We start from the raw sequence: 13,865 nt of genomic DNA, 5'->3' as shown, positions 1-13,865 counted from the left end.
GTTCGATGGTAGGTCCCCTTGTTGGCGGTATGATCAGTTCTTGGCTGGGAATTGGACCTGTATTTCTTTTCACTGGAAGCGTATTGATCATGATTGGATTGCTTGTCTTCTTTAAAATTCCAAAGGCCACTGGGGTGATTAGTAAGGAAATGAAATAGAAAATAATATTTGTTATGAGAAAATCTGCAACGTTTAGGTTTACAAAACGTTGCAGATTTTCGTATCAATATATGCAGATAGGGGTTAAAAATTTGAACCACAAAGGCACAATGCCGCTGATGCGGCACACAAAGGAGTACACAAAAAAATATAAATAAAGCCCTTTGTGTCCTTTGCGTCTTTGTGGTTTGATTATGTTTGTATGTTTTAAAGGACGCGTCAGGAACTAAGCCAAATCTTTATTATAGAGGCCGCCGCGTAATTTGTAGACAATGGGTTCAAAGGCAACGCCGCGATCGAAGGCATCTTCAATATCATTGCTGACGATCATCGCATCGCGTACAAAGTGAGCTGCACTTTCTACACTTTCTTTTAAGGTGTAGCCATTTATAACGCCTGCTGTAAGTACACTGGTGAAAAGGTCGCCTGTACCATGCATATGGTAGGGAAGCAGATCAACGGCTACTTCAAAGTAGGATTGATCTTCACTCATTGCGCAGTTATATAAGGAATTTCCTCTGACCACACCAGTTAATACGATGTTTTTAGCACCCATTTCAATGATTTGTGCACAGAGCTTGCGAGAGGTGTCGCTATCTACTTCTCCATCGATATAATCTCTGCCTGTAAGAATATAAGCTTCTGTAAGGTTTGGTGTAACGATATCAGCAATACTGGCAAGCTCTCGCATGGTACTGCACATTTCAGGTGTATAGGTTTTAATGATTATGCCATTATCGCCCATTACAGGATCAACTATTTTTAATGAGCATTTAAAATCCAGCATGAAATTTTTGACGATTTGGATTTGCTCTGCTGAGCCTAAGAATCCGCTATAAGCGCAATCGGTCTTAAAACCAATTTCTTTCCAATGATTAATAAACTCATTCATTTGCGGAGTAAAGTCAAAGAATTTAAATCCTGGGAAAAGAGTATTTGTAGATAACAGGGCAGTAGGTAGAGGGCAAACCTCGATGCCGGCTGCTGAAATAACTGGGATTGCTACAGTAAGTGAACATTTACCATAGCCGGACATATCGTGAATTGCCACGACTCTTGCAAGTTTTTGTTTCATATTCATATCCTCCAGTATTTGTTTTATTGTGCTAAAATAGCAAGAACATAATTATCCTATAGGTTAGGGGTTTCCAAAAGCATAATTGTATTATAAAATGAATTTGAACCTTTTGAAATATACAGAAATCACATTTTTATTAGGTACAGTTTGGAGGAATTATGGATTTAATCGTATTTGACAGCCAGAGCAAAGAGCCACTGTATATACAACTTTATCTGTACTATAAAGCTGCCATTGAGCAAAATAGGCTGAGGGAAAGTGAAAAGCTGCCATCCATTCGAGGCCTTTCCAGAAGTCTTTCTGTTAGTAAAATTACGGTTGAAAAGGCATATCAACAGTTGATGAGTGAAGGCTATATCAAAAATTATAACCGTTCCCGATATACGGTAAATAAACTGGAAGAAATCGTTTTTAATACTCCTGCTGTTAGTATGGCAAATCACCACCATCATAGCCAAGAGATAAAAGAAGAAAAAATTATCTATGACTTTTCAAGTGGCGAAATGGATAGGGAGGGTTTTGATTTTTCCTTATGGAAGCGATATATTAGTAAAGCTTTTTTTCAGAAAGAGCGCCTTGTTGGATATGGAAATATTAAAGGGGAAGAAGAGCTGCGCAAAGAGATTGCAAAGTATATTGAAAAATCAAGAGGCGTTTATGTTCATACGGAACAAATCATAATCGGTGCTGGTGTGCAAAGTCTTTTGAGCATGCTTTGCAGTATGCTCAAACTGGAATATAGCAGCATTGCTTTTGAAGAACCCGGATTTAAAAATGGAAGACGTATTTTTGCCGATCATGCCTTTGCGATTGTACCAGTAAAAATGAAGACAGATGGTATTGATACGGCAGAGCTTGAAAACAGTGGTGAAAGGCTTGTTTATGTAAGCCCATCTCATCAATTTCCCACCGGATATATTATGCCCATCGGTAAGAGATACCAGCTGCTCAATTGGGCAGAACAAAAAAATGGTATTATCATCGAGGATGATTATGACAGTGAATTTCGTTATTTTGGTCGTCCGATACCAGCGCTTAAAGGGCTTGATAATAGAGAACGGGTAGTATATCTGGGATCTTTTTCAAAAGTGATTCCACCCTCCATCCGTGTTAGTTATATGGTGCTGCCAGAAAAATTTTTAGAGATATATCAAAAGAAGTCCTCCTTATATAATCAGACAGCATCTACCATTGAACAACTTGCCCTTGCCCAGTTTATGACGGATGGTCATTTGGAAAGACAGATACGCCGTTTACGTAAGCTATATTATGAAAAAAGAAAATTGTTTTTAGAAGAAATCCAAAAAATTCTTGGTGAGAATGCCAAGATAAATGGCACAGAATCGGGTCTTCATGTGATCTTGAGTTTGAAATCCGAATTGTCAGCTCAGGAATTAGCTGCAAGAGCTCTTGCAAATGGCTGTCGCGTAGCTTCAATTCAGGATTATTATTGGCAGCTATCACCAGAGAGGATGCCTCAAGTACTGCTATATTTTTCTAAAATACCTGCAAATGAGATGAAAGCGGGGATTATAAGATTAAAAGAAGCATGGTTTAGTCATCTATAGACTTAATAAGTTGACAGTTAGTGGAAGCGTAAATATACTTATAGTTAGAGTATTTTAATATTAGGGGGTAGCCATGAAGAACACAGTAATTCTCAATGCGGCGAAATTAGATTTTGATAACAAGCTGGAATTTTCTTCATTGTCCAATCTCACCACTGTGACTAAGTATGATGCAAGCAGCAATGACGAAATCCTGGAACGGGTTCAGGGGCAGCATATTGTTATCACGAAAGAGCTGTCTGTAGGAAGAGATTTGATTTCTCAATTCCCGTCTTCAGTAGAGCTAATTTGTGAGGCTGGCACAGGTTTCAACAATATTGATATTGCAGCAGCCAAAGAGAAAAATATTGCAGTCTGCAACGTCCCGAGCTACAGTACAGAGGCTGTTGCCCAGTTGGTGATTACCTTCATCTTAAATCAAAGTTCCTCATTAATTCGTCAGCAAACGATGCTTCAAGAAAAGAATTTTGATAATTTTACAAAGCATTTACAAGTTCCGCATTTTGAATTGCAAGGTAAAACTCTTGGTGTAATTGGTGCAGGGGCCATAGGAAAAGAAGTAATCAAGATTGCTCTAACCTTAGGCATGAACATTTTGGTATACAACCGTACTCCTAAACCTTGGGGTGAGGCAAAGGTACAATTTGTTTCTCTTGCAGAACTTCTCACCCAAAGTGATTTTGTAAGTATTCATTGTCCCCTTACTCCAGAAACGAAGCATCTCATCAATAAAGATAAGCTAAAGCAAATGAAGCCAACGGCTTTTATTATAAATTCTTCGAGAGGACCGATTATACACGAGGTCGATTTAATTGAAGCTTTGCAGCAAGGGATCATTGCTGGTGCGGCACTTGATGTGCAGGATCCAGAACCTCCGGAATTAAACAATCCTTTATTTTTTATGGACAATGTAATCTTAACGCCCCACATTGGCTGGAGACGCTTGGAATCAAGACAAAGGTTGATTGGCCTTATGGCTGAGAATATTGAATCTTTTATTCAAGGCAAACCATTGAATGTTGTAAACGGTTCGCTATAATTTCTCAAACCTTAATTCTATCCTGTATATCGTATTGTAAATGAACAGAATAGTCCTTTAGGAAGTAGATCTCCTAAAGGACTATTTTTATTTCTATAAATAGAGTAAAGAATATTTTTTTTAGTAGAAAGACTTTACATTGAGGGATATACTAGTGATAATGCAAAGGTCGCTGTTTAGATCAATTTAGTAATTAGGAGTGTTATGATGAAACTAATCGTCGCTGTGGATGAGCAGTGGGGTATTGGATGCAATGGGCAATTATTGGTCACTATTCCCGCGGATATGCAGCATTTCAAAGAGAAAACCAAAGGAAAAGTGGTAGTAATGGGTAGGGGGACATTTGAATCACTGCCTGGCCAAAAACCCCTTCAGGGACGAATTAATGTTGTGTTGACTAAAAATATAAAGATACATTGGGAAGGCGTTACTCTATGCCATTCTTTGCTGCAGTTATTCTCAAGCTTATCTTTATATCATAGTGAGGATATTTTTATCATTGGAGGCGAATCCGTATATCGGCAATGTCTGCCCTATTGTTCAGAGGCATATATTACAAAAATCAGTAAGGTGCATCATGCTGATACGTGCTTTCCTAATTTAGATAAGCAGTCAGAGTGGCAGTGCATAGAAGAGAGCTCTGTGCAAAGTTATAAAGATATTACCTATCGATTTGCAACTTATAAAAATCTGGAGCAGAAGGATTGGAAGACCAAGGATCGCTAAGAAGGATAAGATGACAATTTACGATGCATGAAGAACTTGTATATCAAGTAGCACGTATCAATCTATAGTATAGGAAGGAGTTTAGGTGGCTATGGCAGTGATTCATTTATCCAAAGAATTAAAAAAACAAGCTGTTGATGATCTAAAAAAATATTTTATGGAAAAGCGAGAGGAGGAAATCGGACAATTAGGAGCAGAATTATTATTAGACTTTATGATGGAGAAAGTGGGTGCAGTAATTTATAATCAGGCAATAAAAGACGCACATGCCTTTATGTTTGAAAAAGTTGAAGATTTATATGCACTTGAAAAGAACCATCGTTTGTAGAAGGATGACAGAAAGAGGAAAGCGTTGCGTATATAAAGAGATTGTGGTAGAATTTAGGGAAAAACCTAAATGCTCACTATCCTATAAGAATTAACCTAAAGCATGAATTAAAGAAGGCGTTATTCATGAATGTATAGGGAAGCAATGATGAGGAGTTTATAATATGATTATTAAACCAAAGTTTCGCGGCTTTATTTGTACTACTTCACATCCCGTAGGATGTGCTCATTCTGTACAAGAGCAGATAAATTATGTAAAAAAACAAAAGCCCATTCAAGGACCGAAGAAAGTTCTTGTAATTGGCGCGTCAACGGGATATGGTCTGGCATCAAGAATTGTTGCTACCTTTGGATCAGGTGCAAGTACTCTTGGCGTTTTTCTGGAAAAGCCAGCTTCCAATGGAAATACAGCTACTGCCGGGTGGTATAATACTGCAGCATTTGAAACAGCAGCAACAGAAGCAGGGTATTATGCGAAAAGTATTAACGGTGATGCTTTCTCTGATCAGGTGAAGGAGAAGACTATTGCGTTAATTAAAGAAGAATTAGGGCAAGTCGATCTGGTCGTTTACAGTATTGCTGCACCAAGAAGGACTCATCCTGTTAGCGGCGAGATGTTTACGTCTGTCATTAAACCCATTGGAGATTCTTTTACAAGCAAAACGATAGATATGAATTCCAATGAAATCGTCGATGTGACCTTAGAGCCAGCCAGCGAGCAAGAAATCCGCAGCACCGTAGCAGTCATGGGCGGTGAGGATTGGGAACGATGGATGCACCTTTTAAAAGAGGCGGGTGTTCTTGCTCCTGGAGCCACTACCATAAGCTATTCCTATATTGGTCCTAAGCTAACCTATCCAATTTATAAAGAAGGTACTATCGGAAGAGCAAAGGATCATTTGTATGCTACCAGCAAAGAAATAAACAAGCAAATTCAAGATATAAATGGCAGAGCCTTTGTTGCTGTAAATAAAGCACTGGTTACTCAGGCAAGTGCAGCAATTCCCGTTGTTCCTTTATATTTAATGTTATTAGCAAGAGTTTTGGGTAAAAAGGGGCTGGATGAAAACTGCATTGAGCAAATGTATCGTCTGTTAGCAAATCGATTGTATTGTGCAGAAAAGTTACTTAATGGGGATCATTTGATTCGTATTGATGATTATGAAATGCAAGATGATGTGCAAGCTGAGGTTTCTGCCTTATGGGAAAAGGTTTGTATCGGTGAGATTGATATTATTCCTGACCTTGAGGAATACCGTAAAGAGTTCTTTAAATTATTTGGTTTTGGTTTTGATGATGTACAGTATGAAGAAGATGTGAGGGAAGAGGTTCCTATTTTAAGTATTAAATCCTAGGTATAATTTTCCTATATATAAAACGTACTATAATCAGAAGGTCCTGCACGTCTATGCAGGACCTTCTGATTATATCTTCGCATATTGAATGGAATATAGGGATATTCCGTCTCTGATGATAGCTATGGGTATAGATTATAATTTAAAGGCAAGGAGGCAGGAAATTCCTTTCATGGTGTAGTTCTCCTTGCCGTCTAGAAGACTGGTCGCCTTTAACTTTAAATCTACATTTTTTACTTCGCGCTCAGCATAGGAAACATTAAAAGTGGTGGAATCTGATATTTTGTAACTGACACCAATTTCTTTTAAGGAAACGTCTTTGCCTCCCAGCATGGTCGCAAATAAAGTGTATTGATCATTGAGTTTATGAGTTCCTGTGAAACCAATATGTAAGGCTGATTTAGAGGCGTCATAAACATGAGCACCATAAGAAATTTTGGTGTGCTCATATCCTGTGATGAAGGTAAGGTTCGGATTGATTTTATACAAAACGTTAAGATCACTAGGTTCTGCTTTTGCATAAGTCGTCAATGAACCAAGAGCCGTTGGAATAGTAGATACTTTTGACTTGAACATTCCATGTTTAAACTGTACTGCAAAACGATCATTCACACCTGCAGTCGCTGTAGCTTTAAATCCAAAATCACCAACGACGTCAGCTGAAACTTTCCCTCTGCCACTAACTTTAGAATCAAGTGTACTGCCGATTTCCACGCTAATGGCACCTTTTTCAAATTCAGTTACGGGAGAGGCATAAGCGATACTGGTTGTCATGAAAAGCCCTGTTATAAGCGTGAATAGAGCGATTAACTTGCGCATATTTCCTCCTTGAAATGGGATTGGATTTTTGTCATTTATCAGGTATAGTATTTTTATCGGGAAAAAATGAGTAATTTCGACACAATGCTTATTTTACCATAAAAAAATGCAGTTAGAAACGGAAGACTATTTAGTCGCCAAAAGATTATAACAAAAAATCGTTACTCATCTTTTTAGGCAATAAGTAACGATCTTCTTATTTGGATTTTACGGTTGTAGGAGATTTTCAGAATTTCAAGGTTGCGCCAATCCCTACACCACTTTTATTTTCACCTTCGTCAGGCATGTAAGTGTGATAGGTAAAGTTGATGTCTGCATTGTAAGTGATTTTGAAGTTGGCACCAACTTGCAGTTCTTTAAACTCCTTCCCAGCGATTAGAGAGGTGTATCCTTCCCACTCAGGTGCAATGGGACCGTTTATAGCCATTCCCACATATACTTTGGCATTGGAATCCACATCATTACTGCCGATAATTCCTCTGAAGTTGTTAGCAAGTTGCAACTGTCCATAGATATTATCCATGTTGTTACGTTGATCCCAATTTACATTCTGTAAGCCTAATGTAAAATTGTCAGCCAGCTTGTGCTCAAGATAAAATGTGTTGTTACCTATGCCAGCAGCAGTTTGACCCTTATCCAGATCATTGACTGGGGCAGACAAGCCAGTACCGGTTACAGTAAGAAGTGCTGCTAAAATAATTACGATTTTTTTCAAAATAAGACCTCCAAGAATGCTATGTATTCCATCTGAATTCGAGCTCCACTTATCTGGCGGACCTTAAATTGGATAATGAATCAATGTGAATATAACAAACTAAAAATGTAAGGTCAATGAGTAAAATCTTCCAATTGCAGGCTATAAAAATATTTTAAGAAAGAAGGTAGACTAGATGTTAATCGATAAGCATACAAATTTTTCTAAAGAGAAATTATCCTTTAATGAAATCGATGAAGGTTTTACTACAAAAGAGGCTATAGCGGAGGCAAAACGCTGCTTAAACTGTCCGAAACCCTTATGTCGTGGTGGCTGCCCTATTGAAAATGAAATTCCTAACTTTATTCAAGCTTTGGCAAAAGGGAATGTTGGAGAAGCGAGTGCTATTATCGCTCAGTGCAGTAATCTTCCTGCGGTTTGCGGGCGGGTTTGTCCACATGAAAAACAATGTGAGGGTGCCTGTATTCTTAATAAAAAAAATCGCGGTATTCAGATTGGCAAACTGGAACGCTTTATTGCTGACTTTGATGCAGAAATGGGGATTGCAAGACCGAAGCCTGTCCCTGGTGTACAGGGGAAAGTTGCAGTCATTGGCTCGGGACCGGCAGGCTTGACAGTAGCCGGTGATTTGGCAAAATTGGGGTTTCAAGTCGTTATCTTTGAATCCCAAGCCGAAGCGGGCGGTGTCTTACTGTATGGTATTCCAGAATTTCGCTTAAGCAAGGAAGTAGTTCGTCGAGAAATTAAAAGAATTGAAGATTTGGGCGTGGAGGTTAAAACCGGCGTTGTAGTAGGCCAGGATATGACAGTGGATCATTTGTTTGCAGATGGCTTTGACGCTATTTTTATTGGTACAGGCACTGCTCTGCCGAGGATTCTTGATATTCCCGGTAAGGACCTGATTGGGGTGATACAGGCAACCTACCTTTTGAGAATGGTTACCTTAATTCGTACGGAAAAAATTGATCGCAAAGAAACCCCGATTAATACGCGTGACAAAGTGATAGTAGTTGGTGCCGGCAATGTTGCCATGGATGCTGCTCGTACAGCCATTCGTTTAGGAGCTTCCAAGGTTACTGTCATCTATCGCCGTACAGAGGAAGAGGTGACTGCACTGCCATCTGAAATGGAAGCAGCAAAAGCGGAAGGCGTAGAGTTTCAGTGGCTGTCCAATCCGACTGCCATCCTAGGAACAGAACAGGTTACGGGCTTAGAGTATGAATTGCAGGAAATCGATGAAAATGGCAAGTTACGCGGTACAGGAGTAAAGGAAATAATAGAAGCCGATAAGATCATTCCAGCCATTGGTCAGCGTCCGGCAGCTAGGATCGTATCTACTACGGAAGGTATTGAAGTAAGTGGCAATGGATATGTGATCACACGGGAACGTCCTTACGGCATGACTACACGCAAAGGCGTTTTTGCAGGTGGGGATGTAGTACATCAACCAGCAACCGTTGTTCTAGCTATGAAAGAAGCAAAGAAACTGGCCGCAGGGATCGCCCAATATGTGGAAGCAAAGAAACTATTGGAGAATTGCTAAAAGATCAGGTTGCAGCAAGACAATCGATTGACATTTTAAAGGCAAAAAAATCCTTACAACCTTTTGGTTATAAGGATTTTTTGCCTTTATGGAATGGTTAAGAACGTTGCAAATGTAATTAGATAGTAAAATCCGCTTTGCCTGGGAGGCTCTATTAGTTCATTTTTGCCATAATTTTTGTGAAAGATGTTAAACTTCTGATTATTCAAATAATCATGTAGAATAAAAATGGAAGTGGGGGTGAACATGATGTTGCTAAATGAACGCCGTTGTAGTGTACTTCTAGATATTTTGGAAAATGAAGGCTGGGCTCGGATTCGAGATTTAGCTCAGAAATTTCATGTTAGTGACCGCACGATTCGTTATGATCTGGATGTGGTGGATGATTTTTTGCAATTTAACAATCTATCATCATTGATTCGCAAACAAAACGGTGGTGTGAAGTTTGTCGAATCCGTTGAAGAGAAAACGAAGCTATTAAGATTGTTTCAACATTTAGGGTTGTATCAGTATGTATTGTCATCTAATGAACGACTGCAGAAAATTTTAGCCGAGTTATTATATGTTAAAGATTATATTAGAATCAATGACCTTGCAGCTATTTTATATGTCAGTCGAGGAACCGTCATCAAAGATTTACAGAAAGTGCGCGAGTGGTTGGAAAGAAGGCATCTAGAATTACGCTCCATACCTAAATATGGAATCAAAGTTGTAGGACCGGAACGAGAATTCCGTCAAGCTGTTGTGGAACTGCTGCGCAAAAATCTATCGTTGTCCTATATGTTGGAATGGATCACGACACCAGAACCTAACTTGAGTGATAGCCAGCTATTTAAATGTTGGCTGGAGAACATTGATGTAGCCTTCCTACAAACCTATATTCGTCGGTTAGAAAATGAGCTTAAGGTTGTCTTTTCAGATGTAGCATTTAGTGGACTGGTAATTTACTTAATTGTCTCCATTCATCGAATTAGAGCGGGGCGTGATATCGTTGGCCGGCAGTCAGAATTGGAAGTATTGCAGAGCTCACGTACCTTTGCCATTGCTCTTACTACCATTCCACTTTTGGAAGAACGATTTGATTTATCCATTCCTCTTGATGAAGTCAGCCTTTTTACGGAGTATATTTTAGGAAGTAATGTCGCATCTTCAGCAGTCGAAGAACAAGAGAGCAGAACGGAAATACAAATGTTGGCATGTAATCTCATTGCACGCGTAAGTCAGGATGTACCTTACGATTTGACAGAAGACCATCAATTGTTAGAAGGACTTTTGGAAGAAGTTCGCCCTACATTGTTTCGAGTAAAATATGGATTAAGTTTAGAGAACCCTTACTTGGATGAAGTCAAGTCCAATTATCCGGTGTTATTTGAATCAGTAAGAAAACATACGAATTCTTTGGCTGCTTATATTGGTGGACAACTGTTAGATGAAGAAATCAGTTATTTAACGGTTCATTTTAGCGCTGCACTTGAAAGGATGAAAAACAGAGATAAAACCCAGCCTTCAGTGCTTGTCATTTGTGCGGCAGGTACAGGAACAGCTAATTTGTTATCATCTCGTTTACAGTCTTTATTTGACATAAAAATTGTCGCTGTAGCACCTTGCCGTCAGGTTCAAATGCTGTTAGAGAGTCATCATGTAGACATTATTGTATCTACAGTACCGATTCCTCCCGTTTCGATACCCATACTGATTGTTAACCCTCTCTTACCTCCTCATGATATTGCATTATTAGAAAATCACATGGACAAAGCAAAAGGAACATCCTCCGTTGACGATCTTGTGAAGGTAATTGAAAAATATTGCAGCATTCAAGATTACCCTCAATTGCGCCGCGAGTTAGACAGCGTGCTGAATGCTACGTTAGAAGAAACGCGGATTAATTCTGATCCGCCATCGCTATATCAGCTATTGCCTGCTTCAAATATTAGACTCAATGTGCCTGTCCAGAATTGGCGGGATGCTATTTATGAAGCAGGAAATGTATTGTATCAAGAGGGATATATTGAACAAATATACGGACAAGCAATGGTTGATGTAGTCGATAAAATGGGACCCTATATCGTATTTTGGAAGGGCATTGCCCTCCCTCACGCAGATATTGATTGTGGAGTTAAAAAATCGGGATTCAGTTTTATTAGGCTTAAGGAGCCTGTTGTCTTTGGAACACCGGAAAATGATCCAGTGGATATGATATTTGCTCTGGCAGCAGTGGACCATTCCTCTCATGTTATTGCATTGCTGGAATTAACCAATATTCTCAGTGATGCAGAAAAGATAGCCTGTCTTCGCAGTGAAAGTGAAATCGAAAAAATATCTCAAATGTTTCTGTCCTGGTCCAGGGGCTAAGATAATTTTCCCGGCACATTTGTGCTGAGGCTAGGATAGAGTAGGAGGCTAAAAAATGAGTAGCAATCAAGTTTTATCAGCAGATTTAATTATATCGCAATTAGAGGCTGCGAACGTTAAGGAGATCATTGAGTCTCTTGGAAATAAGCTGCATGCTTTTGGTTATGTAAAGGATTCTTATATACCAGCAGTGATAAAAAGAGAAGGAATATTTCCCACGGGTCTTCCTCTTGGCAATATTAATGTAGCTATTCCTCATACTGATGTGGAGCATGTAAATAAGCCAGCCATCGCAGTCGCGACTTTGGCTCATCCAGTGGCTTTTGGCAATATGGGTGATTCAGGCAATACACTAAAAGTTAGTATCGTATTTTTATTAGCAATGAAAGAACCTCATGCTCAAGTCGATTTATTACAGAATTTAATTGAAACCTTTCAGAATCCTGAAGTTTTAGAAATTTTGCTAGGGGCGACTAACCCAAAAGAAATTGAAAAAATTTTAAATCAGTATTTAAAGCTAAAGGAGGTGCATTAAATCATGGAACGCGCCATTGATCGTCTGGAGCCTTATCAACGGGCCATCGCCAAAGTACATCTTGCCTCTGCAGGAATATCGCTGGATGCACTGGATGGTAAACCTTTAGTCGCTGTTGCGAATAGTTGGAACGAAGTATGTCCCGGACACGAGCCATTATTGAAGCTGGCTGAAGCTGTTAAGGCCGGCATACGGGCAGCAGGCGGGGAGCCAATTGAATTTAACACCATTGGTATGTGTGATGGTATTAGTCAAGGGCATCTTGGTATGCGCTATACATTACCTCATCGTGATATGATCGCTGATTCTGTAGAAGTAATGGTTCTTGGTCATGGAATATTTGATGGAATCGTATTACTGGGCTCCTGTGACAAGATTATTCCAGGTATGATGCAGGCAGCCCTGCGGATCAATCTTCCAGCTGTGATCGTCACCGCTGGTGCTTCTGTACCGGAATGTAAGCCATCAGATTCGAAACAGCTGCGCACGAAGTTCCTTGTAGGTGAGATTACAGAACGTCAACTAATTGAGGGTTCACTTCAATACTATTCTGGTCCTGGAGTATGTCCGTTTTTTGGTACGGCCAACACCATGGCTGTTCTCTGTGAGGCCATGGGGCTGATGCTGCCAGGCAGCAGCGTCCTTCCAGCGCCAACCAGTGCCCGGCGGTTTTCCGCTGAACAATCCGGTAGGGCGGTAATGGATATGATTAAGCAAGGCATCAGACCAAGGGATATTGCCACAACAGATGCATTTTATAATGGGCTGGTGGTATTAAATGCCTTAGGCGGTTCATTAAATGCCTTTCTGCATCTTCCAGCCATTGCTGCTGAGGCAGGTATCTCCTTATCCTGGGACAGCTTTGAAGAAGTGAGTGATAAGACCCCGCTATTGGCGGCACTTGTGCCAAACGGTAACCAGACGGTATACGATTTATATCGTGCTGGCGGCTTACCTTCGGTGCTTAAGGAGCTTCAATCGCTGCTTAAAATGGAGGCTAAAACTGTAGGTGGAATAACCATTGGTGATGTTGCCTGCAGTGCCTCAGAGGGGGATCGGGATGTGATTAAGGCTTTTGACAAGCCTCTTGCTCCAACGGGTGGTGTTCAAGTATTGTATGGCTCTATGGCACCATGCGGGGCATTGGTCAAGGCTTCTGCTGTCCCAGAGGAACAACATCTATTTAGCGGGCCAGCCATTGTATTTGAAAGTGAGGAGGCATGTCATACTGCCTTGCATGAGAATAAAATTAAGTCTGGCCAAGTTGTGGTTGTCCGTTATGAAGGACCTAAAGGAGGTCCTGGCATGCGGGAGCTGCATCGGGTTACGGAGGTACTAAAAGGGGTTCCCAATACGGCGTTAATAACAGATGGTCGTTTTTCCGGGGCCAGTGCAGGATTAAGTATTGGGTATTTATGCCCTGAAGCAGCGGAAGGCGGGCCGATTGCTTTGGTTGAGGACGGTGATACCATAACGATTAGTCTTACAGATGGCACGGTTCATCTTAAGGTTGACCCAGCAGAATTGGAACGCAGGCGTCTTAATTGGCAGCCGCTAGTGAAGGAAACCGACTCAAATTTGCTGCTTAGGTATAGCAAGCAGGTTGGTCCAACTGTCAAAGGAGCAATCTGGGGACTATAAATAGTAAT

The 13,865-nt window shown here is 40.2% G+C and carries 13 protein-coding genes; 10 read left to right on the top strand and 3 right to left on the bottom strand.

Annotation, left to right across the window (positions count from 1 at the left end):
- Nucleotides 1–5 precede the first annotated feature (5 nt).
- Nucleotides 6–158: a hypothetical protein gene (locus tag JBW_RS25885; RefSeq protein ID WP_235334087.1), complete on the top strand. Its 153-nt coding sequence runs from the start codon at nucleotides 6–8 to the stop codon at nucleotides 156–158.
- Between the two features lie 227 nt (nucleotides 159–385).
- Here the strand turns inward: JBW_RS25885 and JBW_RS21115 are convergent, their stop codons facing one another.
- Nucleotides 386–1,234 carry a pyridoxamine kinase gene (locus tag JBW_RS21115; RefSeq protein WP_007960201.1) on the bottom strand — a complete coding sequence of 283 codons (849 nt, stop codon included), beginning with the start codon at nucleotides 1,232–1,234 and terminating at the stop codon, nucleotides 386–388.
- A gap of 161 nt (nucleotides 1,235–1,395) precedes the next feature.
- Here JBW_RS21115 and JBW_RS21110 point away from each other — a divergent pair, with 161 nt between their 5' ends.
- The 5 genes from JBW_RS21110 to fabV all read left to right on the top strand — a co-directional run bounded on the left by JBW_RS21110 (nucleotide 1,396) and on the right by fabV (nucleotide 6,252).
- Nucleotides 1,396–2,805 carry a PLP-dependent aminotransferase family protein gene (locus JBW_RS21110; RefSeq protein WP_007960202.1) on the top strand — a complete coding sequence of 470 codons (1,410 nt, stop codon included), beginning with the start codon at nucleotides 1,396–1,398 and terminating at the stop codon, nucleotides 2,803–2,805.
- A gap of 73 nt (nucleotides 2,806–2,878) precedes the next feature.
- Nucleotides 2,879–3,844 (top strand): 2-hydroxyacid dehydrogenase, encoded by a 966-nt coding sequence (locus JBW_RS21105; protein WP_007960208.1) that lies wholly within the window; start codon nucleotides 2,879–2,881, stop codon nucleotides 3,842–3,844.
- 204 nt (nucleotides 3,845–4,048) lie between these two features.
- Nucleotides 4,049–4,570, top strand: coding sequence for a dihydrofolate reductase (locus JBW_RS21100; RefSeq protein WP_235334086.1), 522 nt, complete (start codon nucleotides 4,049–4,051; stop codon nucleotides 4,568–4,570).
- A gap of 91 nt (nucleotides 4,571–4,661) precedes the next feature.
- Nucleotides 4,662–4,898 (top strand): DUF2164 domain-containing protein, encoded by a 237-nt coding sequence (locus tag JBW_RS21095; RefSeq protein WP_007960210.1) that lies wholly within the window; start codon nucleotides 4,662–4,664, stop codon nucleotides 4,896–4,898.
- 163 nt (nucleotides 4,899–5,061) lie between these two features.
- The gene (gene fabV, locus JBW_RS21090; RefSeq protein WP_007960211.1) at nucleotides 5,062–6,252 is read left to right on the top strand and encodes an enoyl-ACP reductase FabV; all 1,191 of its coding nucleotides are present in this window, start codon (nucleotides 5,062–5,064) and stop codon (nucleotides 6,250–6,252) included.
- Nucleotides 6,253–6,387: 135 nt separating this feature from the next.
- On the opposite strand, the gene JBW_RS21085 is transcribed toward fabV, so the two are convergent.
- Both JBW_RS21085 and JBW_RS21080 read right to left on the bottom strand, forming a co-directional pair.
- Nucleotides 6,388–7,071, bottom strand: a complete 684-nt coding sequence (locus tag JBW_RS21085; RefSeq protein WP_007960212.1) for a hypothetical protein — start codon at nucleotides 7,069–7,071, stop codon at nucleotides 6,388–6,390.
- Between the two features lie 226 nt (nucleotides 7,072–7,297).
- Nucleotides 7,298–7,786 carry a hypothetical protein gene (locus JBW_RS21080; RefSeq protein WP_007960213.1) on the bottom strand — a complete coding sequence of 163 codons (489 nt, stop codon included), beginning with the start codon at nucleotides 7,784–7,786 and terminating at the stop codon, nucleotides 7,298–7,300.
- A 175-nt stretch (nucleotides 7,787–7,961) separates the two neighbouring features.
- Here JBW_RS21080 and JBW_RS21075 point away from each other — a divergent pair, with 175 nt between their 5' ends.
- From JBW_RS21075 to ilvD, 4 genes are all read left to right on the top strand, one after another.
- Nucleotides 7,962–9,329: an NAD(P)-dependent oxidoreductase gene (locus JBW_RS21075; RefSeq protein WP_007960214.1), complete on the top strand. Its 1,368-nt coding sequence runs from the start codon at nucleotides 7,962–7,964 to the stop codon at nucleotides 9,327–9,329.
- 246 nt (nucleotides 9,330–9,575) lie between these two features.
- Nucleotides 9,576–11,681: a BglG family transcription antiterminator gene (locus JBW_RS21070; RefSeq protein WP_007960215.1), complete on the top strand. Its 2,106-nt coding sequence runs from the start codon at nucleotides 9,576–9,578 to the stop codon at nucleotides 11,679–11,681.
- 55 nt (nucleotides 11,682–11,736) lie between these two features.
- Nucleotides 11,737–12,216 (top strand): PTS sugar transporter subunit IIA, encoded by a 480-nt coding sequence (locus JBW_RS21065; RefSeq protein WP_007960216.1) that lies wholly within the window; start codon nucleotides 11,737–11,739, stop codon nucleotides 12,214–12,216.
- A 3-nt stretch (nucleotides 12,217–12,219) separates the two neighbouring features.
- Complete coding sequence (gene ilvD, locus JBW_RS21060; RefSeq protein WP_007960218.1) at nucleotides 12,220–13,857, top strand: dihydroxy-acid dehydratase; 1,638 nt, start codon at nucleotides 12,220–12,222, stop codon at nucleotides 13,855–13,857.
- Nucleotides 13,858–13,865: the final 8 nt, after the last annotated feature.

Source organism: Pelosinus fermentans JBW45, from assembly GCF_000271665.2.
GTDB lineage: Bacteria > Bacillota > Negativicutes > DSM-13327 > DSM-13327 > Pelosinus > Pelosinus baikalensis.
The sequence above is the reverse complement of the archived record's forward strand: the minus strand, read 5'-3'. Positions and strand labels throughout refer to the sequence as shown.